The following is a 22456-nucleotide window of genomic DNA, read 5'->3' on the forward strand; positions in this document are numbered from 1 at the left end:
TAAAAAAAGAATCCAAACTGGATTCTTTTTATTTTCTGAAGAATATTTTTTGACAATACACATAACTCATATAAACACCAAAGCTTTGCAAAATAAACAAAGCTGGCACTATAAGGTTGTAATATATCATATCTACTTGGAAGAGTCTTAACAATACGTATCCACTAATTAACAATAAGAACAACATATATCCTTCGTTTTGTTGTTTCTTAATAAGGAAATGTAATAATGCTATAGCCATAAATAATGTTACCGTTATATATATAAGTTTTTCACATTTAAATAGAATAGAATTTACTCCCTCATCTGAAAACTGATTAATCACTGGTTTTAAAAGATTAAATCTTTCATCTTCAATCTCTTTTAACTTTTGATTAATGTGCTCTGATACACTTTGATTTTTCGTTATTTTTTCCTCACTTTGATTTTTCCCAATTAAAACAGATTGAACATACACCTCATTCGAAATCGTGTATTGGGACATTCCCATTGCCTTAATTCCGTAATTCACACAAAAATGAGCACTATAAAATAGAATTAGTATGCCTATCATCTTTAATAGCACTTTTTGTTTCGTTGCTGATTGAAAAAATTCAATTAACAACACATATACAGTGATAAAAATAGGAAGAAATAATCCCATTGGGAAAATCATATTGCTAAATGCAAAGAAGATTGCTGAAAACACCCACATATAAGGATGATCTAATCCTTTATATAAAAGTATGTAACAAGCAAAATAAAATAGAAATATTGCGAGCGATTCTTGTGTTAATAAGGAACTCATAAATATATTTGGGATATATAAAGCATAAAATACAGATGCAATACGACCACACTCTTCCCCAAAAATCATTGACGTAATGCGATAAATGAAGAATGCGGTCCCTGTACAAAATAAAACATTAAATAGCTGTAAAGCAAATACCGTATCACCAAATATACGAATAATAATCGATTCATAAATGATAAAAGGTAACTGAGCTACATTCCCTATGTTATTACCAATTGCAACCTGCTTTGCAGATTCATACATTGCTTTCATATCACCAATCATTGGAACATCTATAAATATAACCATACTAAGTCTCACAACTATAGATGTGCCTATAAGAAAAATAAGAAATTGTTTATCTGTAAAACGATATTGTAAAATCGATGTTACTAACAAAATAAGGATAATAAAAATTACTAATATAATTGTTAAACTCATTGTACTTCCTTCAAAAAATTGCTTACTCGTTTCAAATGCTGACCAGCAACTATAAATAAAAAATGCGAGCATCGTACCAACCATTATTTTACTGAAGAAAGATGAAAAATTCGTTTGTATATGATTCATATGTCCATTGCACCTCTATTTCCATTCATAACACAACGATTCTATCATGAATGGGCACACAGCTGATAGGGAATTTATATAACAAATATGTATTCTTCACTTTTCACTTGCAATGTAAGCGAATCCTCTTTTACACTACATTTTAGACAAAATAAATTTTCTTTCAGTTGCATGAATATACTTGCAGAAGTATTCCTCCCCCTCTATCCATACCTTTTACTCATTTGAATATCTGGTAAAATCCAATAGGAACTAATACTCCTTTTATGTCATAAAGAACATGTCACTCTGATTGAAAACGTAACCTAGGGGCTGATTATATGGAAAAGAAATTTATGAGAGAATCAAAAGCAATTAAAACAACACGTGTTTTCCCAAACGATTTGAACAATCATCAAACTTTATTCGGTGGAAAATTATTAGCGGAAATTGATAGTATTGCTTCTATTGCAGCTGCCAGACATAGCAGAAAGCATTGCGTTACAGCATCTATTGATTCTGTTAATTTTTTAACACCAATTCAACAAGCTGATTCTGTTTGTTACGAAGCGTTTGTTTGTTATACTGGTAAATCATCTATGGAAGTATTTGTGAAGGTTATCGCAGAAAGCTTATTATTAGGAGAACGTCGCATCGCTGCTACTTGCTTTATTACATTCGTAGCTCTAAAAGATGGGAAACCTTCTTCGGTTCCGCAAGTACTGCCAGAAACTGAAGAAGAACATTGGTTGCACAAAACTGGTCTAGAACGTGCAGAAGACCGAAAAAAAGGACGTCTAAAAAGTAAAGAGATGGCTGAAGTACTAACTTTAAATAAACCTTGGAGCGTATAAAAAACAATTTCCTTCTGAGCGAATATGTAGTATATATATTCGCTCATTGCTTTGTAAACAATTCAAACATCCACTACGATTTTTATAGTCACCCCTTAACATATATATATCTATCTTAACTACGCATATCCATTCTTATTTTCTTTTTTATACAATTTATTTTATATTTATTTCTATACAAGCAATAGTTGATTTACAAAGTTTATGTAAGGTACACTTATACTCGTAATTAACAAATGAAGGTGATGATTTATTGCTCATATAAAAAACTATACCTTCAAAACTGTATATAAAATGTATTTCATTATACTAAAATTATTCACACTTCAAATGTATTTTTATATGGAGCCAAATAATTATCTCTAATAAGGGCTCTTAATACGATATAAATGATATTTTGATTAAATCGTATTACTTTAATGAAAAGGTGAAATCATGCAAAAATCAATTATTTCTAATATTTTTTATAAAATACTGCTCAATACATTTAATATTATACTCCCAATCTTAGTTGGTCCTTACGCGTATCGAATGCTAGGAGCCAATTCAATAGGAACTGTTAACTATGCTGAAACTATTTTTAATTATTTTTTCATATTCGCAGTATTTGGTGTATATCAATACGGACTACGTGAAATGAGTTTAATAAAAAATGATAAAAGTAAAGTTTCTAAGTTATTTACAAGTCTTTATGTAATTAACTTTACGACTAGTATTTTGGCCTTACTATCCTTTTTACTCTTTAGTTACATTGGATACGGTAACGAAAACTTATTCCCTGTCCTTCTAATCTTCGGCTTCAATTTCATTTCAAATATATTTTATGTGGAGTGGTTCAATGAAGCATATGAAAATTATGATTTCATTACTAAAAAAACAATTGTTGTTCGACTTATCTATGTTGGACTTCTTTTCTCTCTAGTTCATGGAGTGAATGATTATAAAACATTTGCCTGCTTATTAGTGCTATCAACATTCTTAAATCATTTTATTAGTTTTATATATGTGAAACGCCAAGTTAAATTTGATTTTTCTAACTTAACGATTATTCCACATTTAAAACCTTTAGTATTAGTCGTTATTTTTTCAAATGCCAATATTTTATATACACAATTAGATCGACTTGTCTTAGGCGCATACGCAGGAAAAATAGAAGTCGCTTTCTATGTTATGGCTTTCCAAATTATGACTATCATCAATACACTTATGTTAAGTGTTGTACAAGTCACGATTCCAAGGCTTTCGTATTTATCTGGAAACGCAGCTGAAAATGAATATGAATATTTATTAAATAGAATTTCAAAGGTATATTTCATTACCTTATTTCCTGCGGCAATCGGTCTAATGCTCATTGCCCATAAGGCCGTCATTATTTATGGTGGAAAGGAATTCGCTCCCGCTGGTAATACTTTAATTATTTTTGCTTTTTATATGATTACAGTAGGTATTGAGTCTATCTTATCGAATCAAATTATTTATGTGAAAAAGAAAGAAAATATTTTGGTGCGCTTTTTATTTATTTGTGGATTCGTCAACTTAGCATCCAATATCGCATTAATATTTTTCGATATACTCACTCCCACAACAGCAATTTTCACAACAACCATTGCAAACATTGGATTAATTACTCTCGAATATATATATATAAAAAAGAAATTAAAAGTGAATTATACATTGTTTGATATTCAAAAACTTAAATACCTATTTTATTCTCTAACATTTTTACCAATAGCGTTTATTATAAAAAAGTTAGTCTCTGGACAAATCATACAATTCGCCCTAGTAATATTGATATGCGGATCAACATACATTCTTATCTTATTTGTAACAAAAGATGAGATTCTATTAGCTCTACTAGGAAAGCTACAAGCACGATTCAAAAAGGTGTAAACGCAACCTCTTAAAGGAGCTGTTAAAATTGAAATTTTCTTTGATTATGGCCACTTGTGGTAGACGTGATGATATTCTAGATCTACTAAAGTCACTTAAACAACAAACTTATAAAAACTTCGAACTTATTGTAGTAGATCAAAATGACATTCCAATCTCTGAGCTCTTTGAGGAATATACCAATAATTTTTCTATTAACTATATTTATACACCTATTAAAGGCCTATCTCGCGCAAGAAATATCGGCTTACAAGTAGCTGATGGCGATGTTATTGCTTTTCCAGATGATGATTGTATTTACGAAACGAATGTCTTAGAGAGCATAGTAGCAACGTTTAACTCAAATGCACATATTCAATTTATATCGACAAACACTACAAACGTTGAAAAAACAGGATCTTTAATACATGCGCCTGATAAAGATATCATTCTAAATAATAAGTATGGATTCATGGGCCCCTCTTTCGCTCTGTTTTTTACAAAACAATTTGTACAAGACGTTGGCACATTTAATGAAGATTTAGGTGTTGGATCTGGAACAATTTATGGCGCCGGTGAAGAGACTGATTTCGTACTACGAGGTATGAAAAAAAATTATATAGGTTTATTTAGAAAAAATCTTTTCGTGTACCATCCTGTAAAAGAGGATACTATAGATGAACAATCATTAAACAGAGCTATTTCTTACGCTGGTGGTTTTGGTAAAGTTATTCGTTTACATTATGGATTTCCTTACCTTGTACGTGCAGTCGTTGCCGCTACATTCCGCATGATGCAAAATATATTTAACAATAAACGTAAATTCCATGCAAATCGGGTAAGAGGCATTATCCGTGGATACTTTAAATAATTTTTATTTCCCCTAAAAAAGGTGCAATCATTTTTAATAAACTGATTGTACCTTCTATTTATCTATCTTTCTATTATAGACAAAATAGTCTTTTCTAACCCTTCACGCTACGACGTTTTTGGTACTTCTCCAATAAATCTCTCATACTTATCACCATCATATATATTTTTTTCAAAATAATGAAACATAATTTTTGAAAAAATATACATTTTGAAATGATAGCATTATACGAAAGAATTTAGTATCATGATTCAAGATACTATTTCAAGTTGGACGGAGGATATTATGAGCTTATTAACAGTCGAAAAACTAGGACATACATTTGGCGATCGTACATTATTTAAAGATGTATCTATGCGATTACTAGCGGGTGAGCACGTTGGATTAGTTGGTGCAAATGGTGTTGGTAAATCAACATTTATGAATATTATTACTGGTCAACTTATCCATGATGAGGGCCGTGTAGAATGGACACCTGGTACAAATTACGGTTACTTAGATCAACATACAATTTTAACACCCGGTCGCACAATTCGTGATGTATTAGCCGATGCATTTCTACCTCTATTTCAAAAAGAAAAAGCTTTAAATGAAGTTACAGAAAAAATGGGCACTGCTACACCAGAGGAATTAGAGGAACTTCTTGAGCAAATGGCAGAAATACAAGATGCTCTTGAAGCAGGTGGTTTCTATTTATTAGATATGAAAATTGAGGAAGCAGCTCGTGGTCTTGGAATTGATGCGATCGGTTTAGATCGTGATGTTGCTGCATTAAGTGGTGGACAACGTACAAAAGTATTACTTGCAAAGTTACTACTTGAACAACCAGAAGTATTACTATTAGACGAACCTACCAACTATCTAGACGTTGAACATATTCATTGGTTAACAAGTTATTTAAAAGAATATCCACATGCCTTCCTATTAATTTCCCATGATACGGAATTTATGAATAAATGTGTTGATGTTATTTTCCATCTAGAATTCACAAAAATGACGCGTTATACAGCGACATATGAAAAATTCCTAGAGCTAGCGGAAATCAATAAAAATCAGCATATAAACGCTTATGAAAAACAACGCGAATTTATTAAAAAGCAAGAAGACTTTATTGCGAAGAACAAAGCTCGTTATTCAACGACGGGTCGTGCAAAGAGTCGTCAAAAACAACTTGATCGCATGGAGCGTATTGATCGTCCTGAAACAGCAATTAAGCCAGAATTCTCTTTCAAAGAGTGTCGCGCAAGTAGTCGTTTCGTCTTTGAAGGTGAAGATGTAGAAATCGGATATACACATCCATTATTACCAAAATTAACGATGACAATTGAACGCGGTGAAAAAATTGCAATTGTTGGATGTAATGGTGTTGGTAAATCAACATTACTAAAAACAATTTTAGGCAAGATTAAACCATTAAGTGGTAAAACAAGCCTTGGTGATTTCCTAACGCCATCATACTTCGAACAAGAAGTAAAAGCTGATAATATAACACCGATTGATGACGTGTGGAATACATTTCCTAGCATGGACCAACATCAAATCCGTGCAATGTTAGCAAAATGTGGTTTGAAAAATGAACATATCTCTCGCCCTCTAAATCAATTAAGTGGTGGTGAACAGGCAAAAGTTCGTTTATGTAAACTAATGGGAGAAGAAAGTAACTGGCTACTATTTGATGAGCCAACAAACCACCTTGATGTTACAGCAAAAGAAGAGCTTAAGAAAGCTATGAAAGCATATAAAGGAACGATTCTACTTGTATGTCACGAACCAGACTTTTATGAAGATTGGATAACAAAAGTTTGGGACGTAGAAGAATGGTCTCAACAAAACTCTTAATTTCTTAAAACAAGCCCTATGCAGACCAAGTTAAGTTTGCATAGGGCCATTTTCATTGAAATAACTTATAAAATTCATTAAGGAGTTTAAACATATAATGCAAAATACATTTTCTCTAAAAGCCAATGCATTTTTTGTAAAGTGTTTATTACTACTATGCCTATTTATTTATGCAGCCATAACATGGTATTCCATATCCATAATCGGAAGTACTTCCGATTCTCGTTTCCTTGTTATAGTCCCGCCCCTTATTATAGGTTTACTCCTTTTACTTATTGGTTACATTGCGAATAAATATATGTCAAAAATAGTATTTACTATTTCACTTGTTACTTTAGCTTTTTCGATTCGATTGATCTGGATTCTCAATATTCCAACCCCTATCGAATCTGACTTTGCAATGATGTACTATAGCGCAGTCCAAGCCGCTAAAGGCGACTTTAGTTTTGCTCAAAATACATACTATACTTCATGGGTGTATCAACTTGGTTTTACAATGTATCAAGCTTTTATTATAAAATTATTCGGAGAATCCCCTACACTGCTAAAGATTTTAAATGTTGCATATTGTACAGGAACAACATTACTGGGTTACATGATTACTTCAAAGGTATTTAATGAATGGTCTGGACGTATTGCAGGTGTAATATACTCGCTATATATCCCAAGCATTATAATGAGCTCTGTATTAACAAATCAACATCTTGCTACCTTCTTCTTTTACCTTGGTTTTTATATATTAATTACAAAGGGATTAAGCCATAAATATATGTGGATTTTTATAGGAATCTTCCTATCTCTAGGAGATATCATCCGTCCACTCGGTGCCTTAATTTTGATTGCCGTAACTATTTATACCTTTTTACAAGGAATATTAGGAAAATCAAAACAGAGTGTTTTCCATTCTATAAAAAAACTTGTTGGTATTTTCATCATTTTTTACCTTGTACATTATATTATTAGCTACATACTTATATCCACCGGTGTTACACAATATCCGCTCTCTAATCGTGATCCGCTCTGGAAATTCACAGTAGGGTTTAATCATGACACAAAAGGCGGTTATTCTGAGGAAGATGCAGAATATATTACATCCATTGAAATTGGTGAGGAACGGACAGTCGCTGAAAAAAAACTTATTCAAGAACGCATAGCTGATCCGAAAAAAGTTTTATCTTTATTTAAAGACAAGTTCATACTTATGTGGGCCGATTACGATTCAGCTCCGATGTGGAGTTTATTTGGATTAGAAAATAAAGACAATGATATAATCACATTAAAAGACAACCTTATAAAATACGAAAGATATATTTATGTTACCACCTTGCTATTTGGTATATTGTCACTTCTTTATCTTATAATAACCAAACAAAATGAAACTCCTTATACATTATTTTTACTACTAATAATTGGTTATGTAGCTATTCATTTCTTAATCGAATATCAAACAAGATATCGTTATTTCATCGTTCCTAGCTTTACGATTATTCAAAGCTATGGATTGTATATATGTCATATCCTAATAACAAAAAGAAACTCAATACAAGGTTTAAAATAAAAAGGTTATTGAACTTTATTATATACACAATACAGATTATCTTATCGAATAATATAAAAGTACACCAAACATGCACAATGCCATATCAGCCCTTTGAAATATTCACGTAATAACACCCTTACATGATTTACAACAATATAAGGAAGCAGTATTCGTTCATTAATAAAAAAGGTAACAATGAAAACTATCATTGTTACCTTTTTATATTGTAATACCCCATAAGTCGTAAGCGAAATTCTTTTAAATTTGGATGTTCCTCTAAATTAGATAACATCCCTTGAATGACCGGGATCCTTGGATTTTGCAATCTCATTTCTGCCTCCAAAACATCTAATGTAACAAGCAATTCCTCATCTTCTAGTTGATCAGCTAATGTGCGTTTAAAAACAATAATTTCTTTTAAAAAGTGTTCCTTAACCTGCTCCTTAATAAGCTCTGATTTGCAAAGGAATTCTCCAAGCTTTTCTTCATGTAACACAGGTTCTTCCGAAGATTCTTCCAATCCATCTACTAAATCATCTACTCTTTTCAAAATAAAAGAAGAAACATAAGATAAGTCAATTTCTGGTGCTTGTAAAATGATTAGTTCTAAATATCCACGGCATATCCCTTCTACCATAATGACTAAATCTAATAAATAAGGCATAACCTTTTCACCATAAATAGACAATAAACTATTCCGATAAAATGCGTGAGACTCTAACTTCATCCTCATCATAAACTCTTCTACTTCTTTATTAAAAGGTATAGCATTTTCCCTCGCATGCATAATAATAAATTCTTTATGCTTTTGTATATCGTTAAACTGACAATGCAATTGCTTTGCAAATTTTTCACGCGGCAATAACGATTCATTTTCAATATCCAGCATTTTATTCTGAATCTTGTCATAGTAATATCGAAGTGTTGCTAATAAAAGCTCATCTTTCGATTTAAAGTATAAATAGAAAGCTCCCTTAGATATGCCGCAAGCTGTCACAATTTCCTGTACTGATGTCGCATTTACACCCTTAGTCGCAAATAACTTCATAGCCATCTCTATAATTAAGCGCTCTTTTTCTTTCATATCATGTCTCTCCTAAATTTAATCTCGCATCTTATTATGAATTTATCCCGCATTAACGGGCAGTAAGCCCCCCGCCTCAAAATTCAGCGAAAGCAAAGAAGTTAGGTGGGGGGCTCAACTGCCCGTAAAAGCCCGATTGGTTCAACTAATAATCAGTGGTGATGAAAAAATCCCCACTGATTAAAGTTTCACTTTATTATACCATCCCTTTTCATTGACGACTGACCAATCAGTCAGTTATATTATGTATTAGACTGACCAGTTGGTCAATATAATACAAAGGGAGCGCAAACATGAACAAAATTATTAATTTCTCGTTAAAAAATAAGTTCGCAGTTTGGCTACTAACCATTATTGTTACCATTGCAGGTATTTATTCTGGGCTGAATATGAAGCTGGAAACAATTCCTGATATTACAACACCTGTTGTAACAGTAACTACGGTTTATCCTGGTGCTACACCAGAAGAAGTAGCTGACAAAGTTTCAAAACCGATGGAAGAGCAACTACAAAATTTAAGTGGTGTAAACGTTGTTAGTTCATCATCTTTTCAAAACGCATCTTCTATTCAGGTAGAATATGATTTTGATAAAAATATGGAAAAGGCTGAAACAGAAATTAAAGAAGCTCTCACAAATGTGAAACTCCCAGAAGGTGTAAAAGACCCGAAAGTTTCACGTGTAAACTTCAATGCCTTTCCAGTTATTTCGTTAAGCGTAGCAAGTAAAAATGAATCTTTAGCTACCTTAACTGAAAATGTAGAAAAAAATGTTGTTCCCGGATTAAAAGGACTTGATGGGGTCGCATCTGTTCAAATTTCAGGTCAACAAGTAGATGAAGTACAACTTGTCTTCAAGAAAGATAAGATGAAAGAATTAGGTTTAAGTGAAGATACTGTAAAAAATGTAATTAAAGGATCGGACGTATCTTTACCACTTGGCTTATATACATTTAAAGACACAGAAAAATCAGTTGTTGTAGATGGAAATATTACAACAATGAAAGCATTAAAAGAATTAAAAATCCCAGCTGTTCCTTCATCACCGGGCGGTCAAGGTAATCAAAGTGCTGGAGCTGGTACACAAATGCCGCAAATGAATCCAGCGGCTATGAACGGGATTCCGACAGTTACATTAGACGAAATTGCTGACATTAAAGAAGTCGGAAAAGCAGAATCTATTTCTCGAACAAATGGAAAAGAAGCAATTGGAATTCAAATTGTGAAGGCTGCTGACGCGAATACAGTCGATGTTGTAAATGCAGTGAAAGATAAAGTAAAAGAACTTGAGAAAAAATATAAAGACTTAGAGATTATTTCAACATTCGACCAAGGTGCACCGATTGAAAAATCAGTAGAAACAATGCTGAGTAAAGCTATTTTTGGTGCTATCTTTGCGATTGTTATTATTATGCTGTTCCTACGAAATATCCGAACAACATTAATCTCTGTCGTTTCCATACCACTTTCTTTATTAATTGCTGTATTAGTCATAAAACAAATGGATATTACGCTTAACATTATGACACTTGGAGCAATGACAGTCGCTATTGGACGCGTTGTTGATGACTCCATTGTTGTTATTGAAAATATTTACCGACGAATGTCGTTATCAGAAGAGAAACTGCGCGGAAAAGATTTAATTCGTGAAGCTACGAAGGAAATGTTCATCCCAATTATGTCTTCTACCATTGTAACAATTGCTGTATTCTTACCGCTTGGACTAGTAAAAGGTATGATTGGTGAAATGTTCTTACCGTTTGCCTTAACTATCGTCTTCGCTTTATTAGCATCGTTAATAGTAGCAGTTACAATCGTGCCGATGTTAGCTCACTCTTTATTTAAAAAAGAGAGCATGAGGGAAAAAGAAGTACATCATGAAGAAAAACCAAGTAAATTAGCAAACGGGTATAAACACATACTTGCATGGGCTTTAAATCATAAAATCATCACATCAAGCATTGCTGTCCTTCTATTAGTTGGTAGTCTTGCACTTGTGCCAATTATCGGTGTAAGTTTCTTACCATCTGAAGAAGAAAAAATGATCATTACAACGTACAACCCTGAACCAGGTCAAACGTTAGAAGACGTTGAAAAAATTGCAACGAAAGCTGAGAAGCACTTCCAAGATAATAAAGACGTCAAAACAATTCAATTCTCATTAGGTGGCGAAAACCCAATGAGTCCTGGTCAATCAAATCAAGCAATGTTCTTCGTGCAATATGATAACGACACGAAAAACTTCGAAAAAGAAAAAGAGCAAGTCGTTAAAGATTTACAGAAGATGTCTGGAAAAGGCGAATGGAAAAACCAAGACTTCGGAGCGAGTGGCGGTAGTAATGAAATTAAACTATACGTTTACGGAGATAGCTCGGAAGACATTAAACCTATTGTCAAAGATATTCAAAATATCATGAAGAAAAATAAAGACTTAAAGGATATTGACTCTAGTATTGCAAAAACGTATGCAGAGTACACTTTAGTCGCAGATCAGGAAAAACTAAGTAAAATGGGTCTAACAGCTGCACAAATCGGAATGGGACTTTCTAATCAACATGATCGACCTGTTCTGACAACAATTAAAAAAGACGGTAAAGATGTCAACGTATATGTCGAAGCTGAAAAACAAAATTATGCAACAATCGATGACTTAACAAATCGTAAAATTACAACGCCACTTGGTACTGAAGTCGCTGTGAAAGATGTTATGACTGTAAAAGAAGGGGAAACTTCGAATACAGTGAAACACCGCGATGGCCGTGTTTATGCGGAAGTAAGTGCAAAACTAACATCTGATGACGTTTCAAAAGCATCTGCCGCTGTTCAAAAAGAAGTAGATAAAATGGATCTTCCTTCTGGCATAGATGTTTCTATGGGCGGTGTTACAAAAGATATTGAAGAATCATTCAAGCAACTTGGCTTAGCGATGTTAGCTGCGATTGCCATTGTATACTTCGTTCTTGTCGTTACATTTGGCGGTGCCCTTGCACCATTCGCAATTTTATTCTCGCTACCATTCACAATTATCGGAGCTCTTGTTGCCTTATTAATCTCTGGTGAAACGTTAAGTGTCTCTGCAATGATTGGTGCACTTATGTTAATCGGTATCGTTGTAACAAACGCTATCGTACTTATCGACCGCGTTATTCATAAGGAAAATGAAGGGCTATCAACACGTGAAGCCTTATTGGAAGCCGGTGCAACACGCCTTCGTCCTATTTTAATGACTGCAATTGCAACAATCGGGGCTCTTATCCCGCTTGCATTAGGATTTGAAGGTAGCGGCTTAATTTCTAAAGGACTTGGTGTAACAGTAATTGGTGGATTAACAAGTTCAACGCTATTAACACTTCTTATTGTTCCAATCGTTTATGAAGTATTAAGCAAGTTCAAAAAGAAAAAAGTAAAATAAAAAAATAACCTCGCTAATTGCGAGGTTATTTTTTATTCCCAAATACGACTAGAAAATCACCATATCCTTCTTTCTCTAATTCCTCTTTTCGGATAAATCGAAGGGCTGCGGAATTAATACAGTAACGAAGACCATTTGGTCCTGGGCCATCCGGGAATACATGGCCTAGATGTGAATCTCCCTCTTTGCTTCTCACTTCCGTACGCGTCATATTATGACTGACATCCATTTTTTCTTTCACACTTGCTGACATAACTGGCTTCGTAAAGCTAGGCCATCCACACCCGCTATCAAATTTATCTAAAGAAGTAAATAACGGTTCACCTGAGACGATATCTACATAAAGTCCTTCTTCTTTATGATTCCAATATTCATTTTGAAAGGGTGGCTCAGTTCCATTTTCCTGTGTTACATAAAATTGCATCTCATTTAGTTTTTCTTTTAAATGAGCATTATCTTTTTGCCAATGTTGTTTAATAAACGCATCCCGCCCTGACCCTTTACGGTATAACTCATAGCGGAATGTATTTTTCTTATGATATCCTTGGTGATAGTCTTCAGCTGGATAAAACGTAGCTGCTGGTAATATTTTTGTCGCAATTGGTTTTGAAAAGCGTCCACTCTTTGCAAGCTCCTCTTTTGAAGCATTTGCTTTTTTATGTTGTTCTTCATTATGATAAAAAATCACTGTTTCGTAAGACTGTCCGCGGTCGTGGAATTGCCCACCTATATCAGTCGGATCAATTTGTCTCCAATATATATTTAATAACTCCTCATACGGCATTTTATTTGCATCAAATGTAATTTGTACTGCCTCATAATGTCCAGTCGTTTCTGAACATACTTCTTTATATGTTGGACTCTCTTTATGACCACCTGTATAACCAGAAACAACCTTTATAATTCCTTCCATCTCTTCAAATGGCGAAACCATACACCAGAAGCACCCTCCAGCAAATGTAGCTAACTCTACCTTTTCATTTACAGCCATTATTTCACCCCTATTCTATCTTCTGCTTACAGTATGGCATAAAAAACATCATGTTATAAAAGAAAAAGCATCGAACATCGATGCTTTTTCTTTACTTCACCTTATTTTTTCTGGCTTCATTCTCCATTTCATCACTTGTCACATCTAAGACATCTAATAAGAAAATGAAGATTGGAATACCGATAATTAATCCCCATACACCTAAGAAGTGTTCTGAGAAGATTAATACCATAAATGTATAGAAAATCGGTAAGTTTGTTTTTTGCGACATGAACTTCGGATTTAACACGTAACTTTCAAGCGCATGAATTACTGTTACGATAATTAAAATATAAACAACGTACATAATACCGCCAATATTGTAAGCAATCATACAAAGCGGGAATAACGAAATGATAACCCCAGCTACTGGAATTAAACCAAGTAAGAAGATCATTAACGCTAAACCTAATAATTGCGGGAATCCTAATATCCATAGTGCAATAACGGATAAAACACAGTTAACAACTGCAATTAAAAATTGTGCTTCAATTACTTTTCCGAATGAACGTGCAAATTTCTTACCGAAGTACTCAATTTCAGTATAGAAAATTGCAAGTCGGCTTTCTTTAAATTTTGCAGTAAAAGCAACGATACGAGCTTTCTCCAATAAGAAAAATAAACTTAAAATTAAAGAAAGTAATACTTGAAGGCCAAATTTTCCAACATTCGTAATCGATTTATACAAAATGTCAACGCCTTGTCCTACATATTTCGAAAGTTCCATATGATTGACAGCGTTAACTGCATACTTAATTAATTCACTATCTGGTGGGTTTCTTAAAAACACGTTAAATTGATAAATCAATTGTGAAATTTGTATCGTTAATACTGGCAAGTATTTGAATAAAGTAATAACAATTCCACCGATTAACATTACATATAGAAATGCTATAATGAGCTTTCGATTAATGGGCATGAAGTGATCTAATTTGCGGGAAATAAACTTTTGGAATCGATCCATTAAATACGTGAGAATAAACGTAATTAAAATTAAATTCAACATACTTTGCAGCCCGTATAACACGAGAGCAAGTATTACTAATACGAGAAACCTCTGAAATCCTTTGCTTTGAAACAGGTTTTTTATTTGCATAATCGACGAGTACTCTCTCCTGTCCTATAAAGTAAAACGTTAATAAGTAGATTTTTTCTCTCTTCTCTACCTTTAATTATTTATTCATATAAAGATTTTTATAAACTTATTATAGATCTCTCTTAGCAGATCCTATAGTAGCTTACTTCTTATTTTACAATACAATGACCTAATTCAAAACGTATTCTACACAGTATTAATGAAGATTTAAGGAAACTTACATTTTTTTAAAATAGGTCTTACCACTACTGTAACATAAAAAGCAAGCTATCAGTAGAAATCTGTCCTACAAATAGCTTGCTTTTCTCATTTTTTTAAGTAAGTTTTATTAGCCAATGAATGGCATAAACATCGGTATGACAACTACAGTTACAACCCCTACTACTGTTACAGCAATACTTGCCATAGCTGCCTCTACTTCACCCATTTCAATTCCTACTGCCACTCCTAATGCGTGACCTGCTGTTCCAAGTGCTAAACCTTTTGCAATTGGATGTTTTACTCTAAATGTTTTTAAGAATAATGCTCCTAATGCGTATACAATAACCGCGTTAAAAATAACTGCAAACGATGTAATTGCTGTTATACCACCAATACTTTCAGAAATCGGTAATGCAATTGCTGTTGTTGCTGCTTGTGGTAACATTGAATTCATTACTGCTGTATCTAGACCAATTGCTTTTGCAACAATGAACACGACAATTACTGAGCAAATAGATCCAACCACGATAGCCGATAAAATTTGCCACCAATATTTTTTCAACTTATCCACTTGTTTATATAATGGAATTGCAAACGCGATTGTTGCTGGTTCTAAGAAGAAGCTAATCATTTTTCCGCCAGTATTATATTCTTCAAAAGTAAAGTTACCTACTTTTAGAAAGACAATCCCTAATACCATCGCTACGAATAATGGTGTGAATAAGAAGAATCCTTTTGAATGCTTAAATAATAATGTTCCGATTCCGTATGCGATTAATGAAACGACGATTCCGAAATATGGAGTCATTGTGCTTGCCATGTTCATTCCCTCCTAACAATATATACTAAATTGGTTACGCAACTTTTCCGTGCTTGCGTCCTTTATTTACTACTTTCAATTCTTTCGTATCTTCTATTTCTTTATCGTCTTTTCCTAAAATAAATTGTGCAAATAATCCTGTTACAGCGAGTAAAATAATTGTTGCGACAACAATTACAGTTAAAATTTGTACAAAATATTGTCCCATTACACCGAGAGAATTAATAACCGAAATACCTGATGGAACGAAAAGGAATCCGATAATACCTGTTAAAGCCGTTCCGAGTGATTCAACTTGTTCCAATTTAATAACTTTTAAACATAATAGGCTAAATAAAATAACTAATCCGATCACCGATGAAGGCATCGGAATTGTTAAATGCGTTGCAATAATATTAGAAACTAACATAATAGCTGAAAATATGAATGCTTGTGATAAGAAACTATATACTTTTTTCGTACTCATTTTGGCCACCTCTTTCGATTTGGTACCTTTATTGTATAAGATAAAAACAAAACTGTAAGCGTTTACATAGCGGAACGTCAAATATACAAAATTAGTTACAAAAATAGGCAGACGAAATACAAAAAGCTACTTCTTAAATACGAAGTAGCTTTTTGAGTTCTTTTGCATATGTACGGCTAACAGGTACTTTTGATCCTTCTTTCATAATTAAATTATATGTAGAATTGAACCATGGTTGTATTTCCGTAATATGATTAATATTTGCAATAAAACTGCGATGGACACGCATAAAACTTGCTTGCGGCAACTTCTTTTCCAAAATGACAAGTGTATCATGTGTTACATACGTTTCTCTCATCGTTTTTACTGTCACTTTCCCGTCCACAAGTCCTACATATATAATATCTTCAATATTCACGAGTACAATCGATTCTTCAATTGGTAATGCTAATTTATGCATCTCGGTCGTTACGTCTACACTCTTTACTTCTTGTTTTGTTTCTAATTTTATTTGTTTTTGCTTTTTATATTTCTTTAATGTCTGTACGATACGCTCTTCATCAAATGGCTTTAAAATGTAGTCTAACGCATCTACTTCAAATGCTTGCAATGCATATTGATCATAGGCAGTAGCAAACACAATTGCAGGGGGATTTTTCATCTTCTTTAATATATTTGTAATTTCAAATCCGTTATCATCAGATAGCTGAATGTCTAGGAAAACAATATCTGGTTTGTTTTTCATTAATTCCTCTAATGCATCCTCTACACAATCCGCCTCACCAATTATCTCTACTTCTTTCGTTTGCTCTAATAAATATTTCAATTCATCACGCGCTAACATTTCATCATCAACTACTAATACTTTTAACACTCCGTTTTTCCTCCCCTACTTTTTTCGGAATTACAAAGAGGAACTTTGTCCCTTGCTCTAATTCACTTTCAATTTGAAGCATTGTCTCTTTCCCAAATAACCCGATAAGTCGTTCATTAATATTATATAAAGCTGTTCCAGTCCCTTTCTTTGATGGAACTACCATTTTTCCTAATTGTCCTAGACGTTCACTCTCAATTCCTTGTCCATTATCTTGGACTTCAAAATGCACCATCCCCTCTTTTTCAAACACATGTACTTCAACTTCGCACACCGGCTGCTTTTTCGGAAAAGCATGGCGCAATGCATTTTCAACTAATAGCTGCAGTACAAATGGTGGAACTAAGGTCGTCTTTAACTCTTCCTCAATGTACATCTTCACTTCATACTTATTCGGAAACCTCGCTTGTTCTAACGATAAATATGCATGTACATGATTTAACTCTTGTTCTAATGGAATAAGCAATTGGCGTGCCCCTTGCAAATTACAACGAAAATAAACGCTAAGCTGCAATAATAATTTTCTCGCCTTTTCTACATCTGTTCGGCATAAAGCCGATACAGTATTAATTGCATTAAATAAAAAATGCGGATTGATTTGTGCTTGTAACGCTTTTATTTCGGCATCTTGCAATAACTTACTTTGTAACTCTGCTTCACCTAACTCAAGTTGTGTAGAGAATATTTTTGCTAACCCTTCTGCTAATTCCTCTTCCACACGACTTAACTGGCTAGAATTTTTAAAATATAATTTTAATGTCCCAATTGTATTTCCATGTGAAGTTAGTGGAATAACGATTGCCGCCTGCAAAGGGCAGCCTTCATGTTGACAATTAATAACCTCACGCGATTTCGCTTTCATTATTTTTCCTGTGTTCAACACTTCTTTCGATAAACCAGTTATTAGACTATGTGAAGGAATATGGTGATCTGATGCTAATCCAACGTGAGCTAATATTTTCTCTGTATCTGTTAAGGATACCGCATCTGTTCCCGTAAAGCGGTGAATAATTTGTGCCACATGTTTACAAGAATCCTCTGTTAATCCGCGGCGAAAATATGGTAATGTTTTGTCAGCAATTCGTAATACTTTATGCGTTTGTAAAGCTTTCGCATTTTCTTCCTGGCGCAAAATAGCTTGTATCATAGAAAGTAAAATAAAACTTCCGAAACTATTTACAAGTATCATTGGTATCGCAATTGTTTTCACGATACTAATTCCATCCTCTACAATTAATAGGATCATAATCATCTCTAAAGAAACGATAAACACACTTAAAATCGCTGAAAATTTAGGCGTAATTGCACGATTATATTTTTTAAAAATGTATCCAATATACCCCGTTATAACACCTGCTAAAATTGATGAAATTGCACAGCTTAGCGCTGTCGTCCCGCCAAGCATATAACGGTGAATGCCAGCAATCGATCCCACTCCAATGCCGACGATAGGACCACCAAGCAATCCACTAATTCCAACACCCATAATACGTGTATTCGCAATTGTACTAGATGACGAAACACCTTGTAGCCAATTTTCTTTCATAATTGTATTCCCGGCAATTTCAATTCCTGTGTAATTGCTTACAATTGTAAACACTGAAAAAATACAAATAAGCTTAAGCTTATCTACATATCCATCTTGTCTATGAAGAAGGCGCCTGAACGTTTTAATATGAGAAAGTAAAAATCCTAAAATAACAATAAGTCCGACACGTTCAATCATCATAAGTACTAAATTTAGCATCTGTGATTCATTCCTTTTTATATGAGTTAGTTTTATTATGGGAAAATAATGAAGTGGGCGTCAAGGAGAATGAAGGATCTTTTGAAATATTTTACACATAACTATCCCCTCTTTATTTGACAATCTAATAGAAGAGTGCTAAAAATAAAGTAATATAATACAGTCCTTTAACCCAACCCCGTGAGGTTGAGAAGGAAGTCGGAATATACTATACGTATGGTCTTTTTTAGGGATACGTATGCTTTTTTGGCCTTCTCATCATATCAGGTGAGAAGGCCTTTTGTTATTCTTCCATAGCGACTGTAGAAGAAAATAAGGAGGAGTAATGATGAACGTTACTACTGATGTACAATCAACAACAGAGGAAACGAAGGAGAAAAGATATAAAACATTGTTTGGTTCTGCGCTAGGATATGCAGCAGAAGGTTTAGATATGTTGCTCTTATCTTTCGTACTCGTCTACATTTTAAAAGAATTTCATTTGAGCCCTGTTGAAGGTGGAAACTTAACATTAGCTACCACAATAGGAATGCTAATCGGGTCTTATTTATTCGGATTTATTGCTGATTTATTTGGGCGTATCCGTACGATGGCCTTCACAATCTTACTATTTTCACTCGCAACAGCACTTATTTATTTCGCAACAGATTATTGGCAATTATTAATTCTTCGCTTTTTAGTTGGAATGGGAGTTGGTGGTGAATTCGGGATTGGAATGGCCATCGTAACTGAAACATGGTCTAAAGAAATGCGCGCTAAGGCGACATCCGTTGTTGCACTTGGATGGCAATTTGGCGTACTAGTCGCTTCACTCCTTCCAGCATTTATCGTCCCGCATTTCGGATGGAGAGCTGTTTTCTTATTTGGACTCATTCCCGCTCTACTAGCTGTTTACGTCCGCAAAAGTTTAAGTGAACCGAAAATATGGGAACAAAAACAACGATACAAAAAAGAATTGTTACAAAAAGAAGCTGAAGGTCATTTAACAACCGCTGAGGCAGAACAACTAAAGCAAATGAAAAAGTTCCCACTTCGAAAGTTATTTGCCAATAAAAAAGTAACGATAACAACAATCGGTCTTATTATTATGTCATTCATCCAGAACTTCGGATATTATGGAATTTTCACATGGATGCCAACTATTTTAGCGAATAAATATAACTACACATTAGCAAAAGCGAGCGGTTGGATGTTCATCTCTACAATCGGCATGCTAATTGGAATTGCAACTTTTGGTATTCTAGCCGATAAAATTGGCCGCCGTAAAACTTTTACAATCTATTATGTCGGTGGTACTATATATTGTCTTATTTACTTCTTCTTATTCACAGACTCAACATCATTGTTATGGGGAAGTGCACTGCTTGGATTCTTTGCCAATGGCATGATGGGGGGATTCGGAGCAGTTTTAGCTGAAAACTACCCTGCTGAAGCTCGCTCGACAGCAGAGAACTTTATTTTCGGTACAGGACGTGGGTTAGCTGGATTTGGACCTGTTATTATCGGCTTACTTGCTGCAGGTGGTAATTTAATGGGAGCACTATCTCTCATCTTCATTATTTATCCAATTGGTTTAGTTACAATGCTATTATGTGTCCCAGAGACGAAAGATAAAGTATTAGAATAGATTGAAACTGTACAGGGTACTATCTCCTTCGAGAAAAGTAGTTAAATAAATAGTAAAGAGGAAGCATTTCATTTGAGATGCTTCCTCTTTTTATATAAATACAATTATTTATTTTGATTTACTAGCTTTTTGGAACAAGAAGGAAGTTTTCTCTTCTTCTTTTACAATACCTTGTTTTAAGGCTAATTCCCCTGCAACTTTAGGCGCTAGCCATAGCATTGGGAATAACAGAATGGATACTGGAACAGCCGTCACTACAATGAAGGATTGTAAGGCGTTAATACTTCCCTCACCCATGTATAAAAGAATCGCTGCAACTGCACCCATAATAAGCGACCAAAAAACTCGCAAGCTAATTCTAGGATCTCCATCTCCAGTCACTGCCATTGAAATCGAATAAGCCATTGAATCTCCTGTTGTTACTACAAATAAAATTGTTAATAAAAGAAATGCAGGTCCAATAATATTAGATAGTGGCAGTTGCTCTGTAATTGCAATCATAGCCGCTGGCATACCAGATTCACTTAATGCGGTCGAAATAGAACCAGGATTCATTAACTCATAAAACACACCTGATCCCCCTAGTATAGTAAACCAAAACGTTGTAATAATAGGTGCAATAATTCCAATTGCAACGATGATTTCTCGGATTGTTCTTCCTCTTGAAATACGGCTCACTAAAATTGCCATCATCGGTCCGTATCCAATAAACCATCCCCAGAAAAAGATTGTCCATGATCCTAACCAACCTGTATCCCCACGATATGTGCTCATTGGAATAAATTCATTTATATAAAATCCAAACGAAGAAACAAATGAATCGATAATAAATCCACCTGGTCCAAACAGTAATACGAATACCATTAATAAAACTGCTAACCTAACATTTAAATCACTTATAATTTGAATCCCTTTATCAATTCCTGTTACCGCAGATATAGTAGAAACAGCTACTACACAAACAATAATGGCTAATTGAGTAGTAAACACATCAGGAATGTTAAACAATGCTTGTAATCCATAACTTGCTTGTAGTCCTAAAAATCCAATTGGACCAATTGTCCCTGCTGCTACCGCAATAATGGCAAACACATCGATCGTTGTTCCAAGCCAACTCTTTCGCAATTTCTCTCCAAAAATAGGATATAAAAGCGTTCGAGGTTTTAACGGCATACCTTTATGATAATGTCCGTACATCATAACTACCGCACTAATTGTTCCTAAAATCGTCCAAGCGAGGAAACCCCAATGCATATAACTTTGTGCTAAAGCAGGCATTACTGCTTCTTTCGTTCCAGCAGTTATACCTTCATGTATTGGTGGCACCGTCATCAAATGGTACATCGGCTCTGCGGCTGCCCAAAAAACGCCACCTCCGGCAAGTAATGTAGACATAATAATAGCGAGCCATTTTGTCGTACTAATCTCAGGTTTTTCTAGCCCCCCAAGTTTAACTCTCCCATATTTTGAAAACGCCATACACATTGCCACAATAAATGTACCAATTAATAAAACTTGCCAAAAGGCACCAAAATATTTAATCGAAGCTGCAAAACTTCTATTAATGACTCCCTCTACGTAACCTTTATTTAAAATAACTGCAATTACAAATAATAAAAGTGAGCCACCACTAATAAGAAATACAGGCCAATCTGTTTTTCGACTCTTCATTCTCCTTTACACTTCCTCCTTCCTCAGCAATCTAAAAAAACAACTTTATTATGTTTTATTGTTTAAATCCAAAACATAATGATTATATAAGCATAATAATTCATCGATTTTCTACACACTTATGTTGTCCCTAAAA

At 34.0% G+C, this 22456-nt stretch carries 16 protein-coding genes; 7 read left to right on the plus strand and 9 right to left on the minus strand.

Features of this window, described 5'->3' with window-relative positions:
* Window positions 1–28: 28 nt before the first annotated feature.
* On the minus strand, window positions 29–1342 hold the full coding sequence (locus tag QCI41_RS17630; RefSeq protein WP_353836982.1) for an ArnT family glycosyltransferase: 1314 nt from the start codon (window positions 1340–1342) through the stop codon (window positions 29–31).
* Between the two features lie 320 nt (window positions 1343–1662).
* Here QCI41_RS17630 and QCI41_RS17635 point away from each other — a divergent pair, with 320 nt between their 5' ends.
* The 5 genes from QCI41_RS17635 (at window position 1663) to QCI41_RS17655 (ending at window position 8312) form a co-directional block, all read left to right on the plus strand.
* Window positions 1663–2175 (plus strand): acyl-CoA thioesterase, encoded by a 513-nt coding sequence (locus QCI41_RS17635; RefSeq protein ID WP_000412137.1) that lies wholly within the window; start codon window positions 1663–1665, stop codon window positions 2173–2175.
* A 435-nt stretch (window positions 2176–2610) separates the two neighbouring features.
* A complete protein-coding gene (locus QCI41_RS17640) occupies window positions 2611–4065 on the plus strand; it encodes an oligosaccharide flippase family protein (RefSeq protein WP_060487927.1) in 1455 nt (484 codons plus the stop codon).
* Between the two features lie 28 nt (window positions 4066–4093).
* Window positions 4094–4915, plus strand: a complete 822-nt coding sequence (locus QCI41_RS17645) for a glycosyltransferase family 2 protein (protein WP_046958597.1) — start codon at window positions 4094–4096, stop codon at window positions 4913–4915.
* A 246-nt stretch (window positions 4916–5161) separates the two neighbouring features.
* The gene (locus QCI41_RS17650) at window positions 5162–6754 is read left to right on the plus strand and encodes an ABC-F family ATP-binding cassette domain-containing protein (protein ID WP_097914814.1); all 1593 of its coding nucleotides are present in this window, start codon (window positions 5162–5164) and stop codon (window positions 6752–6754) included.
* 97 nt (window positions 6755–6851) lie between these two features.
* Window positions 6852–8312 carry a hypothetical protein gene (locus tag QCI41_RS17655; RefSeq protein WP_353836981.1) on the plus strand — a complete coding sequence of 487 codons (1461 nt, stop codon included), beginning with the start codon at window positions 6852–6854 and terminating at the stop codon, window positions 8310–8312.
* A 193-nt stretch (window positions 8313–8505) separates the two neighbouring features.
* Here the strand turns inward: QCI41_RS17655 and QCI41_RS17660 are convergent, their stop codons facing one another.
* Complete coding sequence (locus QCI41_RS17660) at window positions 8506–9378, minus strand: TetR/AcrR family transcriptional regulator (RefSeq protein WP_353836980.1); 873 nt, start codon at window positions 9376–9378, stop codon at window positions 8506–8508.
* Between the two features lie 293 nt (window positions 9379–9671).
* Here QCI41_RS17660 and QCI41_RS17665 point away from each other — a divergent pair, with 293 nt between their 5' ends.
* Window positions 9672–12788, plus strand: coding sequence for an efflux RND transporter permease subunit (locus QCI41_RS17665; protein ID WP_060487923.1), 3117 nt, complete (start codon window positions 9672–9674; stop codon window positions 12786–12788).
* Window positions 12789–12813: 25 nt separating this feature from the next.
* On the opposite strand, the gene msrB is transcribed toward QCI41_RS17665, so the two are convergent.
* The 6 genes from msrB to lytS all read right to left on the minus strand — a co-directional run bounded on the left by msrB (window position 12814) and on the right by lytS (window position 19022).
* On the minus strand, window positions 12814–13779 hold the full coding sequence (gene msrB, locus QCI41_RS17670) for a peptide-methionine (R)-S-oxide reductase MsrB (protein WP_046958602.1): 966 nt from the start codon (window positions 13777–13779) through the stop codon (window positions 12814–12816).
* A 91-nt stretch (window positions 13780–13870) separates the two neighbouring features.
* Window positions 13871–14914 (minus strand): AI-2E family transporter, encoded by a 1044-nt coding sequence (locus tag QCI41_RS17675; protein WP_001165999.1) that lies wholly within the window; start codon window positions 14912–14914, stop codon window positions 13871–13873.
* 328 nt (window positions 14915–15242) lie between these two features.
* On the minus strand, window positions 15243–15935 hold the full coding sequence (gene lrgB / locus QCI41_RS17680; RefSeq protein WP_063223966.1) for an antiholin-like protein LrgB: 693 nt from the start codon (window positions 15933–15935) through the stop codon (window positions 15243–15245).
* Between the two features lie 34 nt (window positions 15936–15969).
* Complete coding sequence (gene lrgA / locus QCI41_RS17685) at window positions 15970–16401, minus strand: antiholin-like murein hydrolase modulator LrgA (protein ID WP_353836979.1); 432 nt, start codon at window positions 16399–16401, stop codon at window positions 15970–15972.
* A gap of 133 nt (window positions 16402–16534) precedes the next feature.
* Entirely contained in the window at window positions 16535–17275 is a 741-nt protein-coding gene (locus QCI41_RS17690; RefSeq protein ID WP_353836978.1) for a LytR/AlgR family response regulator transcription factor, read from the minus strand.
* A complete protein-coding gene (gene lytS, locus QCI41_RS17695) occupies window positions 17253–19022 on the minus strand; it encodes a two-component system sensor histidine kinase LytS (RefSeq protein ID WP_000933595.1) in 1770 nt (589 codons plus the stop codon). Before lytS ends, QCI41_RS17690 begins: the two co-directional genes overlap by 23 nt.
* Before the next feature lie 328 nt (window positions 19023–19350).
* Here lytS and QCI41_RS17700 point away from each other — a divergent pair, with 328 nt between their 5' ends.
* A complete protein-coding gene (locus QCI41_RS17700) occupies window positions 19351–20649 on the plus strand; it encodes an MFS transporter (protein WP_046958605.1) in 1299 nt (432 codons plus the stop codon).
* 108 nt (window positions 20650–20757) lie between these two features.
* Here the strand turns inward: QCI41_RS17700 and QCI41_RS17705 are convergent, their stop codons facing one another.
* Entirely contained in the window at window positions 20758–22320 is a 1563-nt protein-coding gene (locus tag QCI41_RS17705) for a BCCT family transporter (protein ID WP_353836977.1), read from the minus strand.
* Window positions 22321–22456 lie beyond the last annotated feature (136 nt).

This window comes from Bacillus cereus group sp. MG4 (genome assembly GCF_040460055.1).
GTDB classification, from domain to species: domain Bacteria; phylum Bacillota; class Bacilli; order Bacillales; family Bacillaceae_G; genus Bacillus_A; species Bacillus_A wiedmannii.